Raw genomic sequence first — 26,592 nt, 5'->3', positions numbered from 1 at the left:
CTTAGGCCACGAAGCACAGAACTTCACCACCAACGCCGGCTTCGCGAGCCTGCGCATCGGTCATGATGCCCTTCGACGTGGAGATGATGGCAATACCCAGGCCACCGAGGACCTTGGGCAGCTCGGTCTTGCCGCGGTACTGACGCAGACCCGAGCGCGAGAAACGCTTCAGGGTCTCAATGACCGGACGGCCTTCGAAATACTTCAGCACGATTTCCAGCTCCGACTTGTTGTTTTCGGTGGCCGTAACGCGCAGGTCGGTGATGTAACCCTCGTCCTTCAGAACTTGGGCGATCGCAACCTTAATCTTGGACGACGGCAATTTCACCGTCTGCTTACCAACCGCGGCCGCATTCTTGATGCGAACCAGCAGGTCGGCGATGGGATCAGTCATGCTCATGTGAGTACCTTTGAGTGCACCGATATCCGCTTTCGCGAAAATCTTGTGTTTTCCTGGGGACGGGCCAGGACCCTTGACGCCATGCCAGGCCCATACGGGCAAGACAGAAGCGGAAGTATACGACAAAAGAGCCCGACTTGCGTCGGACTCCCTTGTTGAACAGAACAATCCTGCTCAATCCGGCCGCGGACGGCCGGGATGCTGTTACCAGCTTGCCTTACGCAGGCCCGGAACGTCGCCGTTCATCGTGGCCTTGCGTAGCATGTTGCGGCCCAGACCGAACTTGCGGTAGACACCGCGCGGACGACCGGATAGCTCGCAACGGTTGCGGTGGCGGCTCGGCGACGAATCGCGCGGCAGCTTCTGCAACTTGGTCGAAGCATCGATCTTCTCTTCGTAGGACGCATCCTGACTGGAGAGGATCTTCTTCAGCGCATCACGCTTGCCGGCAAATTTCTTCGCCAGCTTTGAACGCTTGATGTCGCGGTGAATCATGGAGGTCTTTGCCATTTCGGATTTCCTCGACGGTCAGTTACGGAACGGGAACTTGAACGCTGCCAGCAGCGCCTTCGCTTCCGCATCCGTCTTGGCGGTGGTGGTGATGGCGATATCCATACCGCGAATCGCGTCGACGGCGTCGAAGTCGATTTCCGGGAAGATGATCTGTTCCTTCACACCCATATTGAAATTGCCACGACCGTCGAAGGAGCGACCGGACACACCACGGAAGTCGCGCACGCGCGGCAACGAGATGTTGATCAGGCGATCCAGGAATTCGTACATCTTGGCGCGACGCAAGGTGGTCTTGCAGCCGATCGGCCAACCGTCGCGAATCTTGAAGGATGCGACCGAAACGCGCGACTTGGTGACCACCGGCTTTTGACCGGAGATCTTGGACATGTCGGCGACCGCATTTTCCAGAATCTTCTTGTTGGTAGCGGCTTCGCCCACGCCCATGTTGAGCGTGACCTTGACCAGCTTCGGCACTTCCATCGGATTGGTGTAGCCGAATTCCTTCATCAGGGCCGGCACCACGTTTTCCTTGTAAAACTTTTCGAGACGAGTGTTCATGATCTCATTCCTCAGGCGTCGAGCGCCTCACCGCTGGAGCGGAACACACGCAATTTGCGTCCATCCTCCAGCACCTTGAAGCCAACGCGCTCGCCCTTGCCCGTTGCCGGGTTGACGATATTGACGTTGGAGATATGGATCGACGCTTCACGCTCGACCACGCCGCCGGCAACGCCTGCCTGCGGATTCGGCTTGGTGTGGCGCTTGATGATGTTGGCGTTGGAGACGATCACGCGATCGCCGTCAACACGCACAACTTCACCCTGCTTACCCTTGTCCTTGCCGGTATTGATGACGACCTGGTCGCCCTTCTTGATACGGTTAGCCATGTGTATGTCCTCCGCTCACAGCACTTCGGGAGCGAGCGAGACGATCTTCATGAATTTCTCGGAACGCAGCTCGCGCGTCACCGGCCCGAAGATGCGGGTCCCGATCGGCTCCTGCTTATTGTTCAACAGCACAGCGGCGTTGCCATCGAAGCGGATCAGCGAACCGTCGGGACGGCGCACACCCTTGCGGGTACGCACCACGACGGCGTCGTAGACTTCGCCTTTCTTGACCTTGCCACGCGGAATGGCGTCCTTGACGGTCACCTTGATGATGTCACCAATGCGTGCGTAACGGCGCTTCGAGCCGCCCAGCACCTTGATGCACATCACTTCCTTGGCACCCGAATTATCGGCGACATCGAGGTAGCTCTGCATCTGGATCATGATTCAGATCTCCCTTATTCGGCCGAACGGGTGACGATTTCGACCACCCGCCAGTTCTTGGTCTTGGACATCGGAGCAATCTCGGTCACACGCACGACGTCGCCTTCGTTGCAGGCATTATCGGCGTCGTGTGCGTGCAGCTTGGTCGAGCGCTTGATGTACTTGCCGTACAGAGCATGCTTGACCTGGCGCTCCACCAACACGGTGACCGTTTTGTCCATCTTGTTGCTGACGACACGGCCTTCGACCGTGCGCAGCGCTTGCTTTTCGTTATTGTCGCTCATCGCGGCCGTCCTTACTTGGTGCTGCCGAGCAGGTGCTTGACGCGAGCAATCTCGCGGCGCACCCGGCGGGTTTCGTGGGTCTTCGGCAGCTGGCCGGTGACCTGCTGCATACGGAGCGAGAACTGCTCCTTACGCAGATCGGTCAGGTGGGCCTTCAATTCGTCAGCCGACTTCTCGCGGAGTTGTTTGATATCCATCAGCGCACCGTCCGGGTCACGAAAGTGGTGGTCACCGAGAGCTTGGCAGCGGCAAGGCGGAACGCCTCACGTGCGGTCTCTTCGGGGATCCCCTCGATTTCATAGATCATGCGGCCCGGCTGAATCTGCGCCACCCAGTACTCCACGTTGCCCTTACCGGAGCCCATGCGGACTTCGATAGGCTTCTTGGTGATCGGCTTGTCGGGGAACACACGGATCCACATCTTGCCGCCCTTTTTGACGTGGCGGCTGATCGTGCGGCGTGCTGCTTCAATCTGGCGTGCGGTCAGCTGACCGTGCGCCGTGGCCTTGAGGCCGTATTCGCCGAAGCTGACGGCGTTTCCGCTCCATGCCAGGCCGTCATTGCGGCCCTTGTGCATCTTGCGATATTTGGTTCGCTTGGGTTGCAACATTGCCGTTACCTCGCTTCACGAGCCGGGCGCGACGGGCGGTCACCACGGTCGCCGCGATCGTTACGATCGTTGCGCGGGCTGTCGTCCTGCTTCTCCTGGCCAACCTGAGAGAAGTCGAAGACTTCGCCCTTATAGATCCAGACCTTGATACCGATGATGCCGTACGTCGTGGACGCTTCGGCAAAACCGTAATCAATGTCGGCACGTAGCGTGTGCAGCGGCACGCGGCCTTCGCGGTACCACTCCGAACGGGCGATTTCTGCACCGTTGAGGCGGCCAGCCACATTGACCTTGATGCCCAGGGCACCCAGGCGCATCGCGTTGCCGACCGAGCGCTTCATTGCACGGCGGAACATGATGCGACGCTCAAGCTGCTGCGCGATCGACTCGGCGACCAGCTGCGCATCCAGCTCAGGCTTGCGCACTTCGGTGACGTTGATGTGGGCCGGAACGCCCATCAGTTCGCTCACTTCCTTACGCAGCTTTTCGATGTCCTCGCCACGCTTGCCGATCACCACACCCGGACGGGCCGTGTGAATGGTCACGCGGGCGGTTTTGGCAGGGCGCTCGATCAAAATCTTGCTGACACCTGCCTGCGCGAGTTTCTTGCGCAGCATTTCACGCACTTTCAGGTCGGCTGCCAGATAGGCAGCGAAATCGCCCTTGTTTGCGTACCACTTGGAGTTCCAGTCTTTGGAGATACCAAGACGGATTCCAGTCGGATGAACTTTATGACCCATGGTCTTTTCCTTTCCGCTTACTTGGCGGCGCCGACAATCACAGTGATGTGACTGGTGCGCTTGAGGATGCGGGTACCGCGGCCTTTCGCCCGCGCCATGAAACGCTTCAGGGACGGACCTTCATCAACCATGATGGTCTTGACCTTCAGCTCGTCGACATCCGCGCCCTGATTGTTCTCGGCATTGGCAATTGCCGACTCCACAACCTTTTTGATCAGGTGTGCAGCCTTTTTATCCGAGAACTTCAGCAGATTGACCGCACGCTCGGCGGACAAACCACGCACCTGGTCAGCGACCAGTCGGGCCTTCTGCGGGGAGATGCGCGCGGTGCGCAGGATTGCTTTCGCTTCCATCGTCATCTCTCCTTACCTGCTCGACTTCTTGTCGCCACCGTGACCCTTGAAGGTCCGGGTGACGGCAAATTCGCCGAGCTTGTGGCCGACCATATTCTCGTTGACGAGCACCGGAATGTGGTTCTTGCCGTTATGCACGGCGATGGTGATGCCTACCATTTCGGGCAGGATCATCGAACGGCGCGACCAGGTCTTGATCGGCTTCTTGCTACCCGCAGCGGACTCCACCTTCTTTGCAAGGTGGTGATCGACGAACGGGCCCTTCTTAAGTGAACGTGCCATGGTCGATTAGCCCCTACGATCGCGGACGATGAACTGCTGGGTGCGCTTGTTCTTGCGCGTCTTGTAACCCTTGGTCGGAACACCCCACGGGGTGACCGGATGCGGATTACCCTGACCAGCCTTCGCTTCACCACCACCGTGCGGGTGATCGACCGGGTTCATGGCCGCACCGCGAACGGTCGGCCGAACACCGCGCCAACGCTTGGCGCCGGCCTTGCCCAACTTCTCGAGGTTGTGCTCATCGTTGCCGACTTCGCCGATGGTGGCGCGGCACTCGACCGGCACCTTGCGCATTTCGCCCGAGCGCAGACGCAGCGTGGCATAGATGCCTTCGCGAGCGACCAACTGGACGGCTGCACCGGCAGCACGTGCGATCTGAGCGCCCTTACCCGGCTTCAGCTCGATACCGTGAACCGTCGTACCGACTGGGATGTTACGCAGCGGCAGCGTGTTACCGGTCTTGATCGGTGCGTTGGCACCGGCAATGACCTGGTCGCCCGCCTTCAGGCCCTTGGGGGCGATGATGTAGCGGCGTTCGCCGTCGACATAGCACAACAGGGCGATATGAGCGGTACGGTTCGGATCGTATTCGATCCGCTCCACACGCGCCGGAATGCCTTCCTTGCTGCGCTTGAAGTCGATGATGCGGTAATGCTGCTTATGGCCACCACCGACGTGACGCACGGTGATGCGGCCGTGGTGGTTACGACCACCGGACTTGCTCTGCGAATCGAGCAGCGCCGCGTGCGGTGCGCCCTTGTGCAGATCGGGAGTAACCACGCGCACGGCGGAACGACGGCCGGGAGAGGTGGGTTTGAACTTCATCAATGGCATGGGATGGACCTCAGGCCTTGGCCGTTACGTCGATGGACTGACCATCAACCAGGCGGACGTACGCCTTGCGCCAATTGCCACGGCTGCCAGCACGGTTACGGAAGGACTTGCTCTTGCCCTTCACGTTGACCACGTTGACTGCCTTGACCTTGACGTCGAACAGCTGCTCAACCGCGGCCTTTACATCGGCTTTAGTGGCTTCGTTCGAAACTTCGAAGACATACTGGTTGGAGATTTCCTGCAGGCGCGCGGTCTTTTCGGAGACTCGCGGAGCACGCAGCACGCTGAAGATTTTTTCGTTGCTGCTCATGCCAGCCACTCCTCGACCTTCTTGACCGCATCGGCGGTGATCACGACCGTATCGGCCCCGACCAGAGCGACCGGATCCAGACCCTGCACGTCACGCACCTGCACATACGGCAGATTGCGAGCGGACAGATACAGGTGCTCGGAAGCTTCTTCGGTGACGATCAGCGGGCGCTTGCCCACGTCCAGTCCTTTGAGCTTTTCGATCAGGCCCTTGGTCTTGGTCGCTTCGAGGTCGAACGCGTCCACGATCATCAGACGCCCCTGACGGTTCAGCTCGGAGAAGATCGCGCAGATGGCCGCACGGTACATCTTGCGGTTGACCTTCTGCTCGAAGCTGCGCGGCTTGGCCGCGAAGGTCACGCCGCCGCCGACGAAGATCGGAGCCGTGAGCGCGCCATGACGCGCACCGCCGCCCTTCTGCTTCTTCGACTTCTTGGTCGTGCCCGCAACTTCCGAACGCGTCTTCTGTGCCTTGGTACCGGCGCGACCGGCGTTGCGATAAGCGACGACGACCTGGTGAACCAGATCTTCGCTGAATTCGCGACCGAACACGGCATCGGAGACCGAGACCTTGTTGTTGCTACCCGTGATAACGAGTTCCATCGTCATCTCTCCTTATGCCTTGCTCGCCGGACGGACGATCACGTCGCCACCAGCTGCGCCAGGCACGGCGCCGCGGATAGCAATCAGACCACGCTCGACGTCGACCTTGACCACTTCCAGGTTCTGCGTGCTTTGCTGCACGGCGCCCATGTGGCCCGACATCTTCTTACCCGGGAAAACGCGACCCGGGGTCTGGCGCTGACCCAACGAACCCGGCGCGCGATGCGACAGCGAGTTACCGTGAGTTGCATCGCCCATACGGAAGTTGTAGCGCTTGATGGTGCCCTGGAAACCCTTACCTTTGGTGACGCCCTGGACGTCGACCTTCTGGCCGACCTCGAAGATGTCCGCCTTGATTTCGCCGCCGACGGCGAAATCGCCGAGCTGGGCATCCTCAACACGGAATTCCCACAGGCCGCGACCCGCTTCCACCTTCGCCTTCGCGAAGTGGCCTGCAGCCGGCTTGTTGACCAGCGCGGCACGACGGGCGCCAACGGTAATCTGCACAGCGCTGTAGCCGTCGACTTCGACGGTCTTGATCTGCGCGATGCGGTTCGGAGTTGCTTCGATCAGCGTGACCGGTACCGAGCGGCCGTCTTCAGTGAAGAAGCGGCTCATACCAGCCTTGCGGCCCACAAAGCCCAACGAATATTTCTTCGTCATGGTCGTAGTCCTCAGGTCAGCTTGATCTGGACGTCAACGCCAGCCGCGAGTTCGAGCTTCATCAGCGCGTCCACGGTCTTGTCGTTCGGGTCGATGATATCGAGCACACGCTTGTGCGTGCGGGTTTCGTATTGGTCACGCGCATCCTTGTCGGCATGCGGGGATACGAGGATGGTGTAACGTTCGATCTTGGTCGGCAACGGGATCGGGCCACGCACTTGCGCGCCGGTCCGCTTAGCCGTTTCGACGATCTCGCTGGCCGAACGGTCGATCAAACGATGATCGAACGCCTTCAGCCGGATACGGATCTTCTGATCCGCCTTCTGACCGGTCTTTTGCTCCGCCATGACGGTGGGTTCCTTCGTTAAAAGAGCGACGGGCAAGGCCTCTGGGATACCTGCCCCGATATTCCTGACGTTGATGAAATCGCAGTGCGTCCTGCAAGCGAGGGCATTTCCTCCGCCCAAAAACTCAGGCAGCCCGGTAAACCGGCCTGCCCAGACAGAAAAGTATAATGCGCAACAAGAACACCGTCAACAACACGTGAGTTGTTGGGCGCTCCCTGCAACGCGACCTTCCCGGTCTGGCGAACACGAGCGGCTTCCTGCCGTTCTTTTCGCTGGAACTCAGCACCCTACCCAGGGACACCGAGCCGCCCATTTTAGCGCTCTACTGCGGCGTGCGCAAGCATTCTTCCTCGCTTCCACTCAGCCCAGCAGCGGATCCGACAGGTGGGCAGCGCGCTCCGGCTAGCAACCTGCACTGTGCAGCCGATTGGATGAGCTTCCGGGCGGGATCTGAGCGTGAAATCGCTCGGCCAGACTGCAGTGCCATGATAGCGCCGGCGCGTCCAGTGCCACGGCGTAGAAATGCCTCGAACATCCAGCAAGGCTAGCTGACGCCGCCGTGGATATCGCCGCAACGGCGAAAAACCGCGAAAGCGAAGCCTGCCAGCGTCCGCCGGGACGACCTCCGCCGTGTTGATGCACGGTGGCCACCACCGGGCCGGATCGGCGCGGCGCTCATAACGGAACGATGAGGTCGGGGCAGTGCGAAATGGAAATTCGCTTTTCCGCGGCGAGGTGCTCGATTCCCTAGTGGGGCATGTCTGGGCCAGTCCAGCTCTGGACTATCGCGGCGATCTGGAGTTGCTGCAGTGATCGTGGCATGGCTCTGTGCCGGTCACCACACCCAGCGCGTTCACCTCACCGGGCCGCTAGTGCCGCAGGCCGGCCTGCGAAAAGATTGATGAGCAACTTCGTCCGCTCCACACCGGAAGGCGATTTCTCGCCATCCCGGAGCATCCCGGCATGCGAACCATATCCACGCTTCTCTCGTCAAGTGATTGGGCACTCTACGCGTCAGTCGGTGCGGCAAAGTATTGGGACACTTCCAGCATGCTCATAACAAGCAAGCTTCTTAGCTGCGTGCTGGCGGGTCTGATCGTCACCATGATGCACACGAATACCAACACACAAATTTCCTAACGGAGATCTCCCACGAAGTTCCTGTGCCGGCCACGCGTGTTCGTGATGCTATTTCTCGCCATCGCCACGCAACGGTCACCACAGGCCAAGCAGCCCGCGCCATCCAACCAGGCGGAGCAGGCGCTCGCTTATGTCTTGAAGAACGACACCGTGCTGTCGAGAACTTTCGGCGCATGTCCGGGACTCGCCTTCAAGCGCACCCAGGCGGAGGCAGACAAGGCGTTATGACCAGCCCAGCCGACGCGAGGACGGCTTTTCCCCGAAGCCATATTCAATGCTGTTGCGAGGCAGGGAGCTCTCCCTGCCTCGTTCTTGCACGATCCCGCACCGGAGATTCCCCATGTCCCAGTACTCGCTCTCGCTGCTCGGCCTGCTGCTTTTTGGCCTGGTCGTTCCGCAGTCCCACGCCGCCAGCAAGGACGGCATTGCCTGCACGGACGCGTTGCACCAAGCGTTTGCGACCTCCGCCAGCGCGGCAACCCTGCCCGTTGCATGCAAACGCATCGGTCCAGTCGCACTTGGAATGCGCATGCAACAAGTCCGGGCCGCGCTGGGCCAACCGGATGTCACCCGCACCGATGCAGCAGATCAAGGCAGGCTTAGCTTGCTGTACCTGTACCCACGCAATTTCAAAGCGCAGCTGGCCCAGCATCCGCATCCAGCCGGCAAGCTCATCCATAGCGCGTTGGCCGTGGGATTCCGCAATGCTCGTGTCAGCAACCTGATTGCCTTCGCCGATCCGAAGGCGCCCCTACCCTTCGACCTGCTCGGGCAGCCGGCCGGCACCCATATCGACCGCATCCTTACAGCGATCGGTGGCAGCCCACAATGGAACGCCAGCCGCGACTATGTCCAGTTCGCCGCCATGCCACTGGGTGTGGATGTGGACCCGGATACCTCGGCCATCGTCGGGCTGAACATCGCAACCACCAAACGGGAGTTGGACAACTTCGGCTTGCCTGGCCTGGATCTGCTAAAGGACGCGAAGAGCGGCCTGATCAGCGGCATTCGCTAATGACCGCCAGCGTCTGCGCGCATGCTGCGCGGCATCGTTGTGTCGACTTCCCGCGATCGCGTCGCCGATGCGACCTGCGCATGCAGCGCCCCATGCTCTCTGATGCAGAGACTCCTGGTGGGACAGGTACCGTCTTTTTGTCTTTATCTTTGCAGCGGCTTGCATCCATTCGCGAGTCGGTAGTGGCTACAAAAACACGCAACGAGCTGCACGAACAGGGCGTTGCACGAATGCGGTTAGACGTCAGGCAGACGAGGCCTCCCATTGCGTGGGCATTGCCTGGCTCTGGGCGCTCCCGCGCACGTGATGCGCCGGGCCATTACGTTTCATGCCAAAGTGCCTCTGCGACGCATTCCGCGCCTGTCCCAGTTCTAGGCCAACACGCGGGCAAAGAAAAAGGCCGGCTTTCGCCGACCTTCTCTTTCCTGTGGCACAGCAGCCGAAGCTGCCGTGCTGCAGGCATTTCTTACTTGATGATCTTGGCAACCACGCCGGCGCCGACGGTGCGGCCACCTTCACGGATAGCGAAACGCAGACCTTCGTCCATCGCGACCGGATTGATCAACGTCACAACCATCTTCACGTTGTCGCCCGGCATCACCATTTCCACGCCTTCCGGCAGCTGGCAAGCGCCAGTGATGTCGGTGGTGCGGAAGTAGAACTGCGGACGGTAGCCCTTGAAGAACGGGGTATGACGGCCACCCTCGTCCTTCGACAGCACGTAGACTTCGGCTTCGAACTCGGTATGCGGCTTGATCGAACCCGGCTTGCACAGCACCTGGCCGCGCTCCACGTCGTCACGCTTGGTGCCGCGCAGCAGCAGACCGGCGTTGTCGCCTGCCTGACCCTGGTCCAGCAGCTTGCGGAACATTTCCACGCCGGTCACGGTGGTCTTCTGCGTATCGCGGATACCGACGATTTCGATTTCGTCGCCAACCTTGATGATGCCGCGCTCGATACGACCGGTCACCACGGTGCCGCGGCCCGAGATCGAGAACACGTCTTCCACCGGCATCAGGAACGGACGATCGACGTCGCGGGTCGGATCGGGGATGAAGGTGTCCAGCGCATCGACCAGCTTCAGGATCGCCGGCACACCGATGTCGCTCTGATCGCCGTCCAGCGCCAGACGCGCCGAACCGTGGATGATCGGGGTGTCATCGCCCGGGAAGTCGTACTTGCTCAGCAGCTCGCGCACTTCCATTTCGACCAGCTCGAGCAGCTCGGCGTCGTCGACCATGTCGGCCTTGTTCAGGAACACGACGATGTGCGGCACACCGACCTGACGCGAGAGCAAGATGTGCTCACGGGTCTGCGGCATCGGGCCGTCAGCGGCCGAACACACCAGGATCGCGCCGTCCATCTGCGCTGCACCGGTGATCATGTTCTTGACGTAGTCGGCATGGCCGGGGCAGTCAACGTGTGCGTAGTGACGGTTCGGGGATTCGTACTCGACGTGGGCGGTCGAAATCGTGATGCCGCGCGCCTTCTCTTCCGGCGCCGCGTCGATCGCGTCGTACGCCTTGAACTCACCACCGAAACGCTCGGCACCGATCTTGGTCAGCGCAGCGGTCAACGTGGTCTTGCCATGGTCAACGTGACCGATGGTGCCGACGTTCACGTGCGGCTTGGTGCGCTCGAATTTAGCTTTTGCCATGACTAACTACCTCTAATTAAAAAATTTGTGAGAAGGAGCTGAGCGAACTCAGCCCTTCTTGGTGACGGCGTCGGCGATGTTGGCCGGTGCCTCTTCGTAATGGTCGAATTCCATCGAGAACGTCGCACGGCCCTGGCTCATGGAGCGCAGCGAAGTCGCGTAACCGAACATTTCACCCAGCGGAATCATCGCATTGATGATCTTGCCCGACGGGCTGTCATCCTGACCCTGCAACACGCCACGACGGCGGCTCACGTCGCCCATCACGTCACCCAGGTAATCCTCCGGGCTGACGATCTCGACCTTCATAATCGGCTCCAGCAACACCGGGCTGGCTTTCGCGAAGCCCTGCTTGAACGCCATCGACGCGGCCAGCTTGAACGCCATTTCCGAGGAGTCGACGTCATGGTACGAGCCGAACACCAGCTTGACCTTCACGCCCACCACCGGGAAGCCGGCGATCGGACCACTGGTAATCGTTTCGCGCAGACCCTTTTCGACCGAGGGGATGAATTCCTTCGGAATGATGCCGCCGGTGATGTCGTTGACGAACAAGAAATCGTCTTTGACGTTGTCGCTCTTGCGCTCTTCCTCGGTCATCGGCGACAGCTCGATCACGACGTGACCGTACTGACCCTTACCACCGGACTGCTTGGCGTGCTTGTAGTCAGACTTGACGTCGGACTTGCGGATCGTTTCGCGGTAGGCCACCTGCGGCTTGCCGACGTTGGCCTCGACATTGAACTCGCGACGCATGCGGTCGACGATGATGTCCAGGTGCAACTCGCCCATGCCCGAGATGATGGTCTGGCCGGATTCTTCGTCGGTCTTGACGCGGAACGAGGGATCTTCCTGCGCCAGACGGCCAAGGGCCATGCCCATCTTTTCCTGGTCCGACTTGGTCTTCGGCTCCACCGCCATCGAGATCACCGGCTCCGGGAACACCATGCGCTCCAGGGTGATGATCTTGTCCTGCGCACATAGCGTGTCACCGGTGGTGACGTCCTTCAGACCCACGGCAGCGGCGATGTCACCAGCGCGCACTTCCTTGATCTCTTCGCGATTGTTGGAGTGCATCTGCAGGATGCGGCCCACGCGCTCTTTCTTCGACTTGACCGGGTTGTAGACCTGGTCGCCGGAGTTCAGCGTGCCCGAATAGACACGGAAGAACGTCAGCGAGCCCACGAACGGGTCGGTCATGATCTTGAACGCCAACGCCGAGAAAGGCGCGGTATCGGTCGCAGCGCGCGTGTCTTCCTTCTCGTCTTCGTCGATACCTGCGACCGGCGGACGGTCGGCCGGCGACGGCAACAGGTGCACGACGCCGTCGAGCATGGCCTGCACGCCCTTGTTCTTGAACGCCGAGCCACAGAACACCGGCACGATCTCGACCTTCAGGGTGCGCTCGCGCAGACCCTGCAAGATCTCTTCTTCGCTCAGGTCGCCTTCGTTGAGGTACTTGTCCATCAGGTCTTCGCTGGCTTCTGCAGCCGCTTCGACCATAAACGAACGTGCCTCGGTCGCGACATCGACCAGATCGGCCGGGATGTCACGGTATTCGAAGGTGGTGCCCTGCGATGCGGTATCCCAGTGGATCGCCTTCATCTTCAGCAGGTCAACCACGCCTTCGAAGCCGTCTTCGGCGCCGATCGGCACCTGCATCGGCACGGCGTACGCACCCAGACGGGCCTTCAGCTGCTCAACGACCTTGTCGAAGTTGGCACCGGTACGGTCCATCTTGTTGACGAAGGCCATGCGCGGCACGGAATACTTGTTGGCCTGACGCCACACGGTCTCGGACTGCGGCTGCACGCCACCGACGGCGCACAGCACGAACACCGCACCATCGAGCACGCGCAAGGAGCGCTCCACTTCGATGGTGAAGTCGACGTGCCCGGGGGTGTCGATGATGTTGAAACGGTGCTGCGGCATGGACTTGTCCATACCCGACCAGAACGCGGTGGTCGCAGCGGAGGTGATGGTGATACCACGCTCCTGCTCCTGCTCCATCCAGTCCATCACTGCAGCGCCGTCATGGACTTCGCCGATCTTGTGACTCACACCGGTGTAGAACAGGATGCGTTCGGACGTGGTGGTCTTGCCGGCATCGATGTGGGCCATGATGCCGAAGTTGCGGTAACGCTCGATAGGGGTGGTGCGGGCCACGGGGAGCCTCTCAATTTCTTGGATTTCGGATGGCCGAACGCCGCCTTTCGGCGGCCTTCGGATTGGATGCGACGCAAGATGCGTCGCAAACAGCACTCATATGGTGCTGAAGGGCCCCGTTACCAAGGCCCACGAGGTCACCAGCGGTAATGTGCGAACGCCTTGTTCGCCTCCGCCATACGGTGCGTCTCTTCGCGCTTCTTGATCGCGCCGCCGCGGCTTTCCGAGGCGTCCAACAGTTCTGCAGCCAGCTTACGCGGCATGGTGTTCTCGCCACGCTTGCGCGCGGAATCGATCAACCAGCGCATTGCCAGCGCCATGCGACGGGAGGAGCGCACTTCGACGGGCACCTGATAGGTAGCACCACCAACGCGACGCGATTTAACTTCGACAGCCGGGGCCACGTTGTCCAGTGCTTTCTGCACCAGCTCGATGGCATTCGGATTCTTTTCGCCAATGACGTCCATTGCGCCATAGACAATTTTCTCAGCAACCGACTTCTTGCCACTTTGCATCACCATGTTGATGAAGCGGGCAATGGTTTCGCTGCCATGCTTTGGATCTGGCAGGACGGTGCGCTGCGGAGTAGAACCTTTACGGGACATTTGAGTATTTCCTTAGCTCTTCGGGCGCTTGGCGCCGTACTTGGAACGACCTTGACGGCGCTTTGCGACGCCGGCGGCGTCCAGCACACCACGGAGGGTGTGATAACGCACACCGGGAAGATCCTTGACGCGGCCACCGCGAATCAGGACCACGGAGTGCTCCTGCAGGTTATGGCCTTCACCACCAATGTAGCTGATGACCTCTTCCTGATTCGTCAGACGCACCTTGGCGACTTTACGCAGGGCCGAGTTCGGCTTCTTCGGGGTAGTGGTGTAGACGCGTGTGCAGACGCCGCGGCGCTGCGGACACTTGTCCAGTGCCGGGGAGGCACTCTTGTAGGTGGTCGCTTGCCGAGGCTTGCGGACCAGCTGATTGATCGTCGTCATCAGTTGATTCTTCTGATTGAGAGGCCGAGACGGCCTGCACGAAAACAAAGGCAGGCCGAGACCGGCCCACCGAGACAGAGAAGTATAGCTGGCAGGACGAAACTCCGTCAACTTCACGGAATCTGAACCTACTGGCCCATCCAAGGCCGGAAAACGGAGGGCCTCCTGCCCTCCTTTTCGCGTGGCTTACGACCGCCGTCGGAGCGCTTACTCCTCGTCCGCGCCGGCGTCGGCCACAGCTGCGACCGGTTCGGCAACTGCCGGCTTGCCCGACAGCGTTTCCATTTCCGAGTCGGTCAGACCCGAAGACTTGCGACGTCCAGCGTGGTACGCCAGACCGGTACCGGCCGGAATCAGGCGACCCACGATGACGTTTTCCTTCAGACCGCGCAGGTTGTCGCGGGTGCCGCGGACGGCTGCCTCTGTCAACACGCGAGTGGTCTCCTGGAACGATGCCGCCGAAATGAACGACTCGGTGGCAAGCGACGCCTTGGTGATACCCAGCAAAACCGGATCGTACTTGGCCGGCAGTTCGTTGCGCTTGACCAGACGGGCATTTTCCTCGATGACGCGCTGGCGCTCGACCTGCTCGCCGTTGAGGAACTTACTATTGCCCTGATCGACGATCTCGACCTTACGCAGCATCTGGCGAGTGATCACCTCGATGTGCTTGTCGTTGATCTTCACGCCCTGCAGGCGGTACACGTCCTGGATTTCCTTGACCAGATACGCGGCCAGCGGTTCGACACCCAGCAGACGCAGGATGTCCTGCGGGCTCGGCTCGCCGTCCACCACGGTCTCGCCCTTGGTCACGTGCTCGCCTTCGAACACGATGATCTGGCGGTATTTGGGAATCAGCTCTTCGTGTTCCGAACCATCGGTGTCCTTGATGATCAGGCGCTGCTTGCCCTTGGTGTCCTTACCGAAGCTGATGATGCCCGAGCGCTCGGCCAGGATCGCCGGATCCTTCGGCTTGCGTGCTTCGAACAAGTCGGCAACGCGCGGCAGACCACCGGTGATGTCGCGGGTCTTGGACGCTTCCTGTGGAATCTTGGCAACCACGTCGCCCACGCCGACGGCGGCGCCGTCCTGCAGGTTGACAATGGAGCGCGGCGGCAGCAGGTACTGAGCCGGCAGATCCGTGTTCGGGATCGTCAGGTCATTGCCCTTGCCATCGACGATGCGCACGATCGGACGCAGTTCCTTGGCATGTGCACCGCGACGCTTCGGGTCGGTGATTTCGCGCGAGGCCAGACCGGTCAGTTCGTCAGTCTTCTCGATGACGGTGACGCCGTCGACGAAGTCGATGAAGCGGATGAAACCGGCCACTTCCGACACGATCGGGTGGTTATGCGGATCCCAGTTGGCAACGCTTTGACCGGCCTTGACCGCATCGCCGTCTTTGGCGGTGATGGTGGCGCCGTACGGCAACTTGTAACGCTCACGCTCGCGGCCGTGGCCATCGAGCACGGACAGCTCGCCAGAACGCGAGACCGCAACCAGCGAGCCACTGGCATGCGCCACCGACTTGAGGTTGTTGAACTTCACCGAACCGGTGGTCTTGACAGTGATGTTGTCCACCGCCGCGGCACGCGATGCCGCACCACCGATGTGGAACGTACGCATGGTCAGCTGGGTACCCGGCTCACCGATCGACTGGGCGGCGATGACGCCGACCGCTTCGCCGATGTTGACCTGGTGGCCACGTGCGAGATCGCGGCCGTAGCAGCGTGCGCAAACGCCGAACGAGGATTCGCAGCTGATGGTCGAACGCACCTTCACCGACTGCACGCTGGCGTCTTCGAGCTTGGCAACCCAGGCTTCGTCGAGCAGCGTGTTGCGGGTGACGATCGGCTCTTCGTCGTTGCCCGGCAGGTAGACGTCTTCTGCCACCACACGGCCCAGCACGCGCTCCTTCAACGGCTCCACCACGTCGCCGCCTTCCACGATCGGGGTCATGATCAACCCTTCGGTGGTGCCGCAATCGATTTCGGTGATCACCACGTCCTGCGCCACGTCGACCAGACGACGGGTCAGGTAACCGGAGTTCGCAGTCTTCAGCGCGGTATCGGCCAGACCCTTACGGGCACCGTGGGTGGAGTTGAAGTACTCCTGCACGTTCAGACCTTCGCGGAAGTTCGCCTTGATGGGCGTCTCGATGATCGAGCCGTCCGGACGCGCCATCAGGCCGCGCATACCGGCCAGCTGACGGATCTGCGCCTGACTACCACGGGCACCGGAGTCGGCCATGATGTACAGCGAGTTCATCGACTTCTGGTCGATGGTCTCGCCCTTGGCGTTTTCGACCTTTTCGGTACCGATGGTGTCCATCATCGCCTTGGCGATGCGCTCGCTGGTACGCGACCAGATATCCACGACCTTGTTGTAGCGCTCGCCAGCGGTGACCAGACCCGACTGGTACTGCTCCTGGATTTCCAGCACTTCGGCTTCGGCCTCGGTGAGGATGCCCTTCTTCTCGTCCGGGATCAGCATGTCGTCGATACCGATCGACACGCCGGCGCGGGTTGCGTAGGCGTAACCGGTGTACATCAGCTTGTCGGCGAACACGACGGTGTCCTTCAAGCCCAGCAGGCGGTAGCTGGAGTTGATCAGACGCGAGATGTTCTTCTTGGTCATCTCGGTGTTGGCCAGCTGGAACGGCAGGCCTTCGGGCAGGATTTCGCTCAGCAATGCACGGCCGACCGTGGTGTCCACGATTGAGGTACCACTGGTGCGCTTGCCATCGACTGCGTCCACGTCGACCTGGGTGATGCGGACCTTGACCTTGGCATGCAGTTCGACCACACGGTTGTCATAGGCGCGCTTCACTTCGCTGGTGTTGGCGAACACCATGCCTTCGCCCTTCTTGTTCTCAAGAGCGCGGCTCATGTAATACAGGCCCAACACCACGTCCTGCGACGGCACGATGATCGGCTCGCCGTTGGCCGGCGACAGGATGTTGTTGGTGGACATCATCAGCGCACGCGCTTCCAGCTGAGCTTCCAGCGAGAGCGGGACGTGGACAGCCATCTGGTCGCCGTCGAAGTCGGCGTTGAAGGCCGTACATACCAGCGGATGCAGCTGGATGGCCTTGCCTTCGATCAACACCGGCTCGAACGCCTGGATGCCCAAACGGTGCAGGGTCGGCGCACGGTTCAACAGCACCGGATGCTCGCGAATCACTTCTTCCAGGATGTCCCAGACTTCAGCTTCTTCGCGCTCGACCAGCTTCTTGGCGGCCTTGATGGTGGTAGCCAGGCCACGACGCTGCAGCTTGGCAAACACGAACGGCTTGAACAGCTCAAGCGCCATCTTCTTCGGCAGGCCGCACTGGTGCAGCTTGAGGTACGGACCGACGGTGATGACCGAACGACCGGAGTAGTCCACGCGCTTGCCGAGCAGGTTCTGACGGAACCGGCCCTGCTTGCCCTTGATCATATCGGCCAGCGACTTCAGCGGACGCTTGTTGGTGCCGGTGATGGCACGGCCGCGACGGCCGTTGTCCAGCAGTGCATCGACCGATTCTTGCAGCATGCGCTTTTCATTGCGCACGATGATATCCGGCGCATTGAGCTCCAGCAGGCGACGCAGACGGTTGTTGCGGTTGATGACGCGGCGGTACAGATCGTTCAGATCCGAAGTCGCGAAGCGGCCACCATCCAGCGGCACCAGCGGACGCAGATCCGGCGGCAGCACCGGCAACACGGTCATGACCATCCATTCCGGACGGTTACCCGATTCCAGGAAGGCTTCGATCAGCTTGATGCGCTTGGTCAGCCGCTTGAGCTTGGTTTCCGAACCGGTGCTGGCGATTTCTTCGCGCAGGCGGGTCATTTCCGACTGCAGGTCGATCGTGCGCAGCAATTCGTACACGGCCTCGGCGCCCATAGCGGCGTCGAAATCGTCGTTGTACTCCTGGCGTGCGGTCAGGTACTGCTCTTCGGTCAGCAGCTGGCGGCGCTCGAGCGGGGTCAGACCCGGCTCGGTGACGACATAGGCTTCGAAGTACAGCACGCGCTCGATGTCACGCAGGGTCATGTCCAGCATCAAACCGATGCGCGAGGGCAGCGACTTGAGGAACCAGATGTGCGCGACCGGAGAAGCCAGGTCGATGTGACCCATGCGCTCGCGGCGCACCTTGGCCAGAGTGACTTCGGTGCCGCACTTTTCGCAGACCACACCACGGTGCTTCATGCGCTTGTACTTGCCGCACAGGCATTCGTAGTCCTTGATCGGTCCGAAGATGGCGGCGCAGAACAGGCCGTCACGCTCGGGCTTGAAGGTCCGGTAATTGATGGTTTCGGGCTTCTTCACTTCGCCGTAGGACCACGAACGAATCAGGTCCGGCGACGCCAGCGCGATCTTGATCGCGTCGAAATCCAGCGTCTGGCGCTGCTGATTGAAGAGGTTGAGCAGGTCTTTCATTTGATATCTCCGGGTCGGAGGAATTTCGTATCTGAGATGAAACGCGAATAGCTTTGATCGGGACGGAGATCAGGGAACCTTGCCCCGGAAGAGCGAACGCACCGGGCGCTCGTCTCTACCGGGTTGCCGGACCCTGGCCAGGCCCTGCTCTTACTCTTCCAGTTCCATGTTGATCGCCAGCGAGCGGATTTCCTTCACCAACACGTTGAAGGATTCCGGCATGCCCGCGACCATCTCGTGCTCACCATCGACGATGTTCTTGTACATCTGGTTGCGGCCCTGCACGTCGTCGGACTTCACCGTCAGCATTTCCTGCAGGGTGTAGGCCGCGCCGTAGGCTTCCAGCGCCCAGACTTCCATTTCGCCGAAGCGCTGACCACCGAACTGCGCCTTGCCGCCCAGCGGCTGCTGGGTCACGAGCGAGTACGGGCCAGTCGAACGTGCATGCATCTTGTCGTCGACCAAGTGGTTCAACTTCAGGTAGTGCATGTAGCCGACCGTGGTCTTGCGATCGAACGCTTCGCCAGTGCGACCGTCGTACAGCTGGGTCTGACCGCTCTGCGGCAGTTCGGCCAGTTCCAGCATGCGCTTGATCTCCGCTTCGCTGGCACCGTCGAACACCGGGGTGGCCATCGGCACGCCGTCGATCAGGTTCTTGCCCAGGTTGAGCAATTCCTCATCGCTGAACTGCGACAGATCCACACGCTGCGCATTGATTGCGTTGTCGTGGTTGTAGATGTCGTCCAGGAACTTGCGCAGTTCGCTGACCGCCGTCTGTGCTTCCAGCATGCGCTGGATCTTGCGACCCAGGCCCTTTGCGGCCCAGCCCAGATGCACTTCCAGAATCTGGCCGATGTTCATACGCGACGGCACGCCGAGCGGGTTCAACACGATGTCGACCGACTCGCCCGTGGCCATGTACGGCATGTCTTCCACAGGCACCACGTTGGAGACCACACCCTTATTCCCGTGGCGGCCTGCCATCTTGTCGCCCGGCTGGATGCGGCGCTTCACGGCCAGGAACACCTTGACCATCTTCAGCACGCCCGGTGCGAGGTCGTCGCCCTGGGTGATCTTGCCGCGCTTGTCGGCAAAACGTGCTTCGAATTCCTTCTCGTGCGCCTGGATCTGCTTCTGCGCACGCTCGATGGCGTCGGCAGCGTCTTCGTCCTTCATGCGCAGCTGGAACCAATCGGACTTCTTCAGTCCATCCAGGTACGCGTCGGTGACGCTGTCGCCCTTCTTCAGGTTCGCGCCACCGTTGGCAACCTTACCCACGATCTGCGAACGCAGACGCGCGTAGATGGCGGCTTCCAGGATGCGGAACTGGTCGTCGAAGTCCTTCTTGACGCGCTTGATTTCAGACTCTTCGATCTGACGCGCGCGCTTGTCCTTCTCGATGCCGTCGCGGGTGAAGACCTGCACGTCGATGACGGTGCCGTCCATGCCCGGGGGTACGCGCAACGAGCTGTCCTTCACGTCGGACGCCTTCTCACCGAAGATCGCACGCAGCAGCTTTTCTTCCGGAGTCAGCTGGCTTTCGCCCTTCGGCGTGACCTTGCCGACCATGATGTCGCCGGCGCGCACTTCTGCACCGATATACACCACGCCGCTCTCGTCCAAACGGTTCAACGCCTGCTCGGACACGTTCGGGATGTCGGCGGAAATTTCCTCCGGCCCCAACTTCGTGTCGCGCGCAACGCAGGTCAGCTCTTCGATGTGGATCGTGGTGTAACGATCTTCTTCCACCACGCGCTCGGAGAGCAGGATGGAGTCTTCGAAGTTGTAGCCGTTCCACGGCATGAAGGCGATCAGCATGTTCTGACCCAGCGCCAGTTCACCGATGTCGGTGGACGGGCCGTCGGCCAGCACGTCGCCGCGCGCGATCACGTCGCCCACATTCACCAGCGGACGCTGGTTGATGCAGGTGTTCTGGTTGGAACGGGTGTACTTGATCAGGTTGTAGATATCCACGCCTGCATCGGTGCCGCCGCCAATTTCTGCCTCGTTGACCTTGACCACGATACGGGCTGCGTCGATCTGCTCGATAACGCCCCCACGCAGCGCATTCACGGTCACGCCCGAGTCGCGCGCAACCGCACGCTCGATGCCGGTGCCGACCAGCGGCTTCTGCGAACGCAGCGTCGGCACGGCCTGGCGCTGCATGTTGGCGCCCATCAGTGCGCGGTTGGCGTCGTCGTGCTCGAGGAACGGCACCAGCGCCGCTGCGACCGACACGGTCTGCATCGGCGAGACGTCCATGAAGTGCACTTCGGACGGCGGCTTCAACAGCGATTCGCCCTGGAACCGGCACGGCACGAACTGTTCGGTGAGCATGTTCTTGGCGTCGGTCAGCGCGTTTGCCTGGGCGATCACGTACTCGTTTTCTTCGATCGCCGACAGGTATTCGACGTCGTCGGAGACCTTGCCGTCCAGCACCTTACGGTACGGCGTCTCGAGGAAGCCGTATTGATTGGTGCGGGCGAACACGGCCAGCGAGTTGATCAGGCCGATGTTCGGGCCTTCCGGCGTTTCGATGGTGCAGACGCGGCCGTAATGGGTCGGATGCACGTCGCGCACTTCGAAGCCGGCACGTTCGCGGGTCAGACCACCCGGACCCAGCGCGGAGACGCGACGCTTGTGCGTCACTTCCGACAGCGGGTTGTTCTGGTCCATGAACTGCGACAGCTGCGAGGAGCCGAAGAATTCCTTGATCGCTGCAGCCACCGGCTTGGCGTTGATCAGTTCCTGCGGGGTCAGACCTTCCGACTCCGCCATCGACAGGCGCTCCTTGACCGCGCGCTCGACGCGAACCAGGCCCACGCGGAACACGTTTTCGGCCATTTCGCCGACCGAACGCACGCGACGGTTGCCCAGGTGATCGATGTCATCGACCACGCCGCGACCATTGCGAATTTCGGTGAGCACCTTGATCACTTCCAGGATGTCGGAGGTGTCGGTGTGCTCGGCGACCAGACGCTTGGATTCTTCGTCGTTACGCTCGGCAAAGTACTTCTTGTCGTACAACACCGACTCACCTAGCACGTCCTTGCGGCCGACGCGACGGTTGAATTTCATGCGGCCGACCGTGGACAGGTCGTAGCGCTCGAAGGTGAAGAACAGGTTGTGGAACAGGTTTTGTGCGGCTTCCTTGGTCGGCGGCTCGCCCGGACGCATCATGCGGTAGATTTCGACCAGCGCTTCCAGCTGCGTCTTGGTCGGATCGATGCGCAAGGTGTTGGATAGGTACGGACCACGATCCAGATCGTTCACCCACAGGGTGCCGACCGCATCGACGCCAGCCTTGCGGAAGGCAGCCAGCTGGTCTTCGCTGATTTCGTCGTTGGCATTGGCCAGCAGTTCGCCGGTGGAACCATCGACCACGTCGTGCGACAGGATGCGGCCAACCAGGTAGTCATCCGGCACAGCCAGCGCGGCAACGCCGGCGGCTTCCAGTTGCTTGACGTGACGCGCAGTGATGCGCTTGCCCGCTTCCACGATGACCTTGTCGCCATCGGCCAGGTCGAAGTTCAGCGTTTCACCACGCAGACGCTCCGGCACCAGCTCCAGCTGCACGCCTTCATCCGGATTGATGTGGAAGGTGTTGATCTCGAAGAACTCAGCCAGCATTTCTTCGTTGTTGTAGCCAAGCGCGCGCAGCAGGATCGACACCGGCAGCTTGCGGCGACGGTCGATACGGGTGAACAGCGCATCCTTCGGGTCGAACTCGAAGTCCAACCAGGAACCGCGGTACGGAATGATGCGGGCGCTGTACAGCAGCTTGCCCGAGCTGTGGGTCTTGCCACGGTCGTGGTCGAAGAACACACCTGGCGAACGGTGCAGCTGCGAGACGATCACGCGCTCGGTGCCGTTGACGATGAAGGTACCGTTGCCGGTCATCAACGGAATTTCGCCGAGATAGACCTCCTGCTCCTTCACGTACTTGATCGCCTTGGTCGACGACTCACGGTCGTAGATCACCAGGCGCACGGTCACGCGCAGCGGCGCGCCATAGCTCATGCCACGCTGACGGCATTCACGCTCGTCAAACACCGGCTGACCCAATTTGTAGCCGACGTACTCCAGCGCAGCGTTGCCGCTGTAGCTGGAAATCGGGAACACCGACTTCAATGCCGCGTGCAGACCGAGGTCCTTACGCTTGTTCGGCTCCACGTCTTCCTGCAGGAATTCGCGGTAGGAATCCACCTGGATGGCAAGCAGAAACGGCACTTCGAGGATCGAGCGCTGCTTACCGAAATCTTTGCGGATACGCTTTTTTTCGGTGAACGAATAAGACGTCATGAGGTCTTCACCCTAGGCTGCGGGGGCCGCGTCGCGGCGGCCCTGAAATAACAAAATTGTCAGTTGGAAGTCGCTGGTATTGCCGGCACCAGCACGCCTTCTCCTGCTACTTCCAACTACCAACTCGGTAAGGCCGGGAATCGGGAATTGAGAAATGGGAATCAGGTGAGCGCGCAATGTTGCATTTGCGATTCTCCGATCCCGATTCCCGTCCGAAACGGCCAAAGGCCGGGAGCTTTACGCTCCCAGCCTTCAGTGCATCACCATGAAACGCTGGCGATGCAAGGTGTTGCTTACTTGACTTCGACCGTTGCGCCAGCGTCAGTCATTTCCTTCTTGATCTTTTCAGCTTCGTCCTTGCTGACGCCTTCCTTCAGGATGCCGCCGGCTTCGGTCAGATCCTTGGCTTCCTTCAGACCCAGGCCGGTCACGCCGCGCACGGCCTTGATGGCGCTAACCTTGTTGGCGCCGGCGCTGGTCAGCACCACAGTGAACTCGGTCTGCTCTTCAACCACGGCGGCCGGGCCAGCTGCAGCAGCAGCGACCGGGGCAGCGGCGGAGACGCCGAACTTCTCTTCGATGGCCTTGACCAGCTCCATCACTTCCATCAGGGACTTCTCGGCGATGGCGTCGACGATCTGTTCGTTGGTAAGGGACATTGTGATTACCTTTAAATGATTTTCTGGATTGGGGTTCTAGCGAGCGCTAGGACATCAAGCTTCGGCAGTGTCGGCGACCGGCGTGGCGGCTTCGTCGCCACCACCCTGCTTGTCGCCAACGGCCTTGACGGCACGGGCGAACATCGCAGCCGGTTCGGACAGCACGCGGGCCAGCATGGCCAGGGCCTGGTCACGGGTCGGCAGCGAAGCCAACACGTCGACGTGGCCAGCCGGGAACAGTTCCCCGCCGATGGACACGACCTTGGCCTGCAGCTTGTCGTTGCTCTTGGCAAATTCCTTGATCAGGCGACCGGCTGCGCCGGGCTCCTCCATCGAAAACGCATACAGCAAAGGACCGACCAGCTTGTCAGCAGCGACAGCGAAATCAGTACCTTCAACGGCGCGCGCAGCCAGGGTGTTCTTGACAACTTTCAAGAACACGCCGGTTTCGCGGGCCTGCTTACGCATCGCGGTCATCTGGGAGACCGTGGTGCCAGCGTATTCGGCAGCGATCAGGGAGTGGGCCTTGGCGGCGATGTCTGCCAGCTCGGCGACTACTTCTTGCTTCTGGGACAGATTGAGAGCCATTGCACTCCTCCGTTAAAGCAGGGATTTGGGATTGGTAATTCGGGATTCGCCACAGCGATCACGCCACCGTTGCCAGATTCCACATACCGAATCGCTAATCCCCGCTTCAAACTACTCCGCTCGCGGCTCCTGCCGGTTGCGGTCCAGGGCAGCCTCCTTCCTGGAAGCCGGGAACATCAACTGATGCTCCTTTGGTGGCCGTTCTAGACCTGGAGTGGACTCGATCCGGGATGTCCCAGACGCGCGTAAACCAGAAAGCTCCAGAAGGGCGACACCATCTACGCCGGCCGGTTCGAAACGAACCGATTAAGCGATCCCGCTGCATCGACGGCGACTCCTTGCCAGTGCGAGCATCCTTGCCCGTCGTCGATCTGCGCTGACCGCGCCTGCGGTCTTTGACGGCTACCGCCGGACGTGCCGGCGATCGCCTTCAAAATGTCCGTTACCCCAAAGGAGGGAACGGACTCCCAGCACACGGTTACCCGGGCGGGAAAAACAATGCTGTACTGCAAAGCACGTCAGGCGCATGACGCCTGACGCATCCGATTACTTCAGCGACAGGCTCGACTGATCGACCGTCACGCCCGGACCCATGGTGGAGCTGACCGAAACCTTCTGCAGGTAGGTGCCCTTCGAAGTTGCCGGCTTGGCCTTGACCAGATCCAGCAACAGCGCCTGCAGGTTCGACTTCAGCGCTTCGTCATCGAAGGTGGCCTTGCCGATGGTGCAGTGGATGATGCCGGCCTTGTCAGTGCGATAACGCACCTGGCCCGACTTGGCGTTCTTGACCGCTTCACCTGGGTTTGCCGACACGGTGCCAACCTTCGGGTTCGGCATCAAGCCGCGCGGACCCAGCAGGGTGCCCAGCTTACCGACGACGCGCATGGCGTCCGGGGTGGCGATAACCACGTCGTAGCTCAGATCGCCGGCCTGCATCTTCTCGGCTAGGTCGTCCATGCCCACTGCCTCGGCGCCAGCAGCCAGGGCCTCGTCAGCCTTGGCGCCTGCCGGTGCGAACACTGCAACACGCACGCTCTTGCCGGTACCAGCCGGCAGCACGGTCGAACCGCGCACCTGCTGGTCGGACTTCTTGGCGTCCACGCCCAGGCGCACAGCAACGTCGATCGACTCGACGAACTTGGCCTTGGTGGCGGTCTTCAGGATCTTGATGGCGTCTTCGAAGGCATAGGTCTTGCCCGGAACGACAGCGGCCGCAATGGCCTTAACGCGCTTGCTCTGTGCCATGTCTTAGCCCTCCACCGTCAAACCCATGCTGCGGGCAGAACCCGCAATCGTGCGAACTGCCGCTTCCAGCTCGGCTGCCGTCAAATCGGCTTCCTTGACCTTAGCGATCTCTTCCAGCTGCTTGCGCGTAACCTTGCCCACCTTGTCGGTGTTGGGACGCTTCGAGCCGGAGGTCACGCCTGCGGCCTTCTTGAGCAGCACGCTGGCCGGGGTGCTCTTGGTGACGAACGTGAAGGTACGGTCGGAATACGCAGTGATGATCACCGGCGTCGGCAGACCCGGCTCCAGCTTCGACGTCGCAGCGTTGAATGCCTTGCAGAATTCCATGATGTTCAGACCGCGCTGACCCAATGCTGGGCCAACCGGCGGCGCAGGGTTGGCCTGACCGGCCTTGACCTGCAGCTTGATAAAAGCAGTAATCTTCTTAGCCATTTCAATACTCTCCGGGTGCTAGCGCCTGAACTGCAGGCTCCCCATCGGACCGGAATTCACGTGTCCCGGCTTCACGTTGTTGACCACACGCAGATGGCCGCCATGCGGCAGCCATTGTTTCCCGGCAGTTCGCCAGGACAGCGAGCAGCGCACTATAGCAGTATATTGGGCGAGCGCCTAGTCGGCGCCCACAGGGTCAGCCCTTCTCGACCTGACCGAATTCAAGCTCAACCGGGGTGGAGCGACCGAAGATGAGCACGGCGACACGCAGCCTGCTCTTCTCGTAATTGACTTCCTCGACGACGCCGTTGAAGTCGTTGAACGGCCCTTCCGTGACGCGCACCATCTGGCCCGGCTCGAACAACACCTTCGGACGCGGCTTCTCGACGCCGTCCTGCACACGCTGCAGGATCGCATCAGCCTCTTCGTCACGGATCGGCAGAGGCCGATCAGCGGTGCCGCCAATGAAGCCCATCACCTTGGAAGTTTCCTTCACCAAGTGCCAGCTCTCATTGTCGATGCGCGGAATACCGGCCTCTTCATGCGTTTCGATCTGCACCAGCACGTAGCCGGGGAAGAACTTGCGCTCGGACCGACGCTTCTGGCCAGCGCGCATTTCGATGACCTCTTCGGTCGGCACCAGCACGTCGCCGAAACGATCTTCCATCTCGGTACGGGCGATGCGGTCGCGCAACGCCTGCGCAACAGATTTTTCGAAGCCTGAATAGGCGTGAACGACATACCAACGCTTCACTGCTTGAT

The 26,592-nt window shown here is 60.9% G+C and carries 29 protein-coding genes; 2 read left to right on the top strand and 27 right to left on the bottom strand.

The window, feature by feature from the left end; all coding sequences use genetic code 11:
• Window position 1: 1 nt before the first annotated feature.
• The 16 genes from rpsH to rpsJ all read right to left on the bottom strand — a co-directional run bounded on the left by rpsH (window position 2) and on the right by rpsJ (window position 7,209).
• Entirely contained in the window at window positions 2-400 is a 399-nt protein-coding gene (gene rpsH, locus NX05_RS20795) for a 30S ribosomal protein S8 (RefSeq protein WP_010371096.1), read from the bottom strand.
• A gap of 204 nt (window positions 401-604) precedes the next feature.
• A complete protein-coding gene (gene rpsN, locus NX05_RS20790; RefSeq protein WP_010379341.1) occupies window positions 605-910 on the bottom strand; it encodes a 30S ribosomal protein S14 in 306 nt (101 codons plus the stop codon).
• Between the two features lie 18 nt (window positions 911-928).
• The gene (gene rplE / locus NX05_RS20785; RefSeq protein WP_010371090.1) at window positions 929-1,471 is read right to left on the bottom strand and encodes a 50S ribosomal protein L5; all 543 of its coding nucleotides are present in this window, start codon (window positions 1,469-1,471) and stop codon (window positions 929-931) included.
• Between the two features lie 11 nt (window positions 1,472-1,482).
• Window positions 1,483-1,800, bottom strand: a complete 318-nt coding sequence (rplX, locus tag NX05_RS20780; RefSeq protein WP_006450639.1) for a 50S ribosomal protein L24 — start codon at window positions 1,798-1,800, stop codon at window positions 1,483-1,485.
• A gap of 15 nt (window positions 1,801-1,815) precedes the next feature.
• Window positions 1,816-2,184 (bottom strand): 50S ribosomal protein L14, encoded by a 369-nt coding sequence (gene rplN, locus NX05_RS20775; RefSeq protein ID WP_002811674.1) that lies wholly within the window; start codon window positions 2,182-2,184, stop codon window positions 1,816-1,818.
• A 14-nt stretch (window positions 2,185-2,198) separates the two neighbouring features.
• Window positions 2,199-2,468: a 30S ribosomal protein S17 gene (rpsQ, locus tag NX05_RS20770; protein ID WP_010371082.1), complete on the bottom strand. Its 270-nt coding sequence runs from the start codon at window positions 2,466-2,468 to the stop codon at window positions 2,199-2,201.
• Window positions 2,469-2,479: 11 nt separating this feature from the next.
• Window positions 2,480-2,665, bottom strand: a complete 186-nt coding sequence (gene rpmC, locus NX05_RS20765) for a 50S ribosomal protein L29 (RefSeq protein ID WP_003486703.1) — start codon at window positions 2,663-2,665, stop codon at window positions 2,480-2,482.
• On the bottom strand, window positions 2,665-3,078 hold the full coding sequence (rplP, locus tag NX05_RS20760) for a 50S ribosomal protein L16 (RefSeq protein ID WP_003486706.1): 414 nt from the start codon (window positions 3,076-3,078) through the stop codon (window positions 2,665-2,667). Before rplP ends, rpmC begins: the two co-directional genes overlap by 1 nt.
• Before the next feature lie 5 nt (window positions 3,079-3,083).
• A complete protein-coding gene (gene rpsC / locus NX05_RS20755; protein WP_005993372.1) occupies window positions 3,084-3,818 on the bottom strand; it encodes a 30S ribosomal protein S3 in 735 nt (244 codons plus the stop codon).
• A 17-nt stretch (window positions 3,819-3,835) separates the two neighbouring features.
• The gene (rplV, locus tag NX05_RS20750) at window positions 3,836-4,171 is read right to left on the bottom strand and encodes a 50S ribosomal protein L22 (protein WP_002811686.1); all 336 of its coding nucleotides are present in this window, start codon (window positions 4,169-4,171) and stop codon (window positions 3,836-3,838) included.
• Window positions 4,172-4,183: 12 nt separating this feature from the next.
• Window positions 4,184-4,453, bottom strand: a complete 270-nt coding sequence (gene rpsS, locus NX05_RS20745) for a 30S ribosomal protein S19 (protein WP_005993369.1) — start codon at window positions 4,451-4,453, stop codon at window positions 4,184-4,186.
• Between the two features lie 6 nt (window positions 4,454-4,459).
• Window positions 4,460-5,287, bottom strand: coding sequence for a 50S ribosomal protein L2 (gene rplB / locus NX05_RS20740; protein ID WP_010371059.1), 828 nt, complete (start codon window positions 5,285-5,287; stop codon window positions 4,460-4,462).
• 10 nt (window positions 5,288-5,297) lie between these two features.
• Complete coding sequence (gene rplW / locus NX05_RS20735) at window positions 5,298-5,597, bottom strand: 50S ribosomal protein L23 (RefSeq protein ID WP_002811694.1); 300 nt, start codon at window positions 5,595-5,597, stop codon at window positions 5,298-5,300.
• On the bottom strand, window positions 5,594-6,199 hold the full coding sequence (gene rplD / locus NX05_RS20730; protein ID WP_010371054.1) for a 50S ribosomal protein L4: 606 nt from the start codon (window positions 6,197-6,199) through the stop codon (window positions 5,594-5,596). The genes rplW and rplD overlap by 4 nt, the downstream gene beginning before the upstream one ends.
• Before the next feature lie 12 nt (window positions 6,200-6,211).
• On the bottom strand, window positions 6,212-6,862 hold the full coding sequence (gene rplC, locus NX05_RS20725; protein WP_010371052.1) for a 50S ribosomal protein L3: 651 nt from the start codon (window positions 6,860-6,862) through the stop codon (window positions 6,212-6,214).
• Between the two features lie 11 nt (window positions 6,863-6,873).
• Window positions 6,874-7,209, bottom strand: coding sequence for a 30S ribosomal protein S10 (rpsJ, locus tag NX05_RS20720; protein ID WP_008571672.1), 336 nt, complete (start codon window positions 7,207-7,209; stop codon window positions 6,874-6,876).
• Window positions 7,210-8,394: 1,185 nt separating this feature from the next.
• On the opposite strand from rpsJ, the gene NX05_RS20715 reads away from it, so the two are divergent.
• Window positions 8,395-8,577, top strand: coding sequence for a hypothetical protein (locus tag NX05_RS20715; RefSeq protein WP_039435954.1), 183 nt, complete (start codon window positions 8,395-8,397; stop codon window positions 8,575-8,577).
• 112 nt (window positions 8,578-8,689) lie between these two features.
• A complete protein-coding gene (locus NX05_RS20710) occupies window positions 8,690-9,364 on the top strand; it encodes a hypothetical protein (protein ID WP_039435953.1) in 675 nt (224 codons plus the stop codon).
• Between the two features lie 466 nt (window positions 9,365-9,830).
• On the opposite strand, the gene tuf is transcribed toward NX05_RS20710, so the two are convergent.
• From tuf to nusG, 11 genes are all read right to left on the bottom strand, one after another.
• Entirely contained in the window at window positions 9,831-11,021 is a 1,191-nt protein-coding gene (gene tuf, locus NX05_RS20705) for an elongation factor Tu (protein ID WP_010376339.1), read from the bottom strand.
• 48 nt (window positions 11,022-11,069) lie between these two features.
• Entirely contained in the window at window positions 11,070-13,187 is a 2,118-nt protein-coding gene (gene fusA / locus NX05_RS20700; protein WP_039435950.1) for an elongation factor G, read from the bottom strand.
• A gap of 137 nt (window positions 13,188-13,324) precedes the next feature.
• Entirely contained in the window at window positions 13,325-13,792 is a 468-nt protein-coding gene (rpsG, locus tag NX05_RS20695; protein ID WP_005917592.1) for a 30S ribosomal protein S7, read from the bottom strand.
• Between the two features lie 12 nt (window positions 13,793-13,804).
• On the bottom strand, window positions 13,805-14,179 hold the full coding sequence (rpsL, locus tag NX05_RS20690) for a 30S ribosomal protein S12 (RefSeq protein ID WP_010367274.1): 375 nt from the start codon (window positions 14,177-14,179) through the stop codon (window positions 13,805-13,807).
• Between the two features lie 207 nt (window positions 14,180-14,386).
• Window positions 14,387-18,604 (bottom strand): DNA-directed RNA polymerase subunit beta', encoded by a 4,218-nt coding sequence (gene rpoC, locus NX05_RS20685; protein ID WP_010367275.1) that lies wholly within the window; start codon window positions 18,602-18,604, stop codon window positions 14,387-14,389.
• A 150-nt stretch (window positions 18,605-18,754) separates the two neighbouring features.
• Window positions 18,755-22,906, bottom strand: a complete 4,152-nt coding sequence (rpoB, locus tag NX05_RS20680) for a DNA-directed RNA polymerase subunit beta (protein WP_010367276.1) — start codon at window positions 22,904-22,906, stop codon at window positions 18,755-18,757.
• Window positions 22,907-23,199: 293 nt separating this feature from the next.
• Entirely contained in the window at window positions 23,200-23,565 is a 366-nt protein-coding gene (rplL, locus tag NX05_RS20675; RefSeq protein ID WP_010367277.1) for a 50S ribosomal protein L7/L12, read from the bottom strand.
• A 54-nt stretch (window positions 23,566-23,619) separates the two neighbouring features.
• Window positions 23,620-24,153, bottom strand: a complete 534-nt coding sequence (gene rplJ / locus NX05_RS20670; RefSeq protein ID WP_010367278.1) for a 50S ribosomal protein L10 — start codon at window positions 24,151-24,153, stop codon at window positions 23,620-23,622.
• Window positions 24,154-24,699: 546 nt separating this feature from the next.
• Window positions 24,700-25,398, bottom strand: coding sequence for a 50S ribosomal protein L1 (rplA, locus tag NX05_RS20665; RefSeq protein WP_010367280.1), 699 nt, complete (start codon window positions 25,396-25,398; stop codon window positions 24,700-24,702).
• A gap of 3 nt (window positions 25,399-25,401) precedes the next feature.
• A complete protein-coding gene (rplK, locus tag NX05_RS20660) occupies window positions 25,402-25,830 on the bottom strand; it encodes a 50S ribosomal protein L11 (RefSeq protein WP_008574191.1) in 429 nt (142 codons plus the stop codon).
• Between the two features lie 196 nt (window positions 25,831-26,026).
• On the bottom strand, window positions 26,027-26,584 hold the full coding sequence (nusG, locus tag NX05_RS20655) for a transcription termination/antitermination protein NusG (protein ID WP_014502148.1): 558 nt from the start codon (window positions 26,582-26,584) through the stop codon (window positions 26,027-26,029).
• Between the last annotated feature and the right edge of the window lie 8 nt (window positions 26,585-26,592).

It is taken from the genome of Xanthomonas vasicola, from assembly GCF_000772705.2.
GTDB lineage: Bacteria > Pseudomonadota > Gammaproteobacteria > Xanthomonadales > Xanthomonadaceae > Xanthomonas > Xanthomonas vasicola.
Note: the sequence above shows the minus strand (reverse complement) of the source record. Positions and strands in the feature narration are given on the sequence as shown.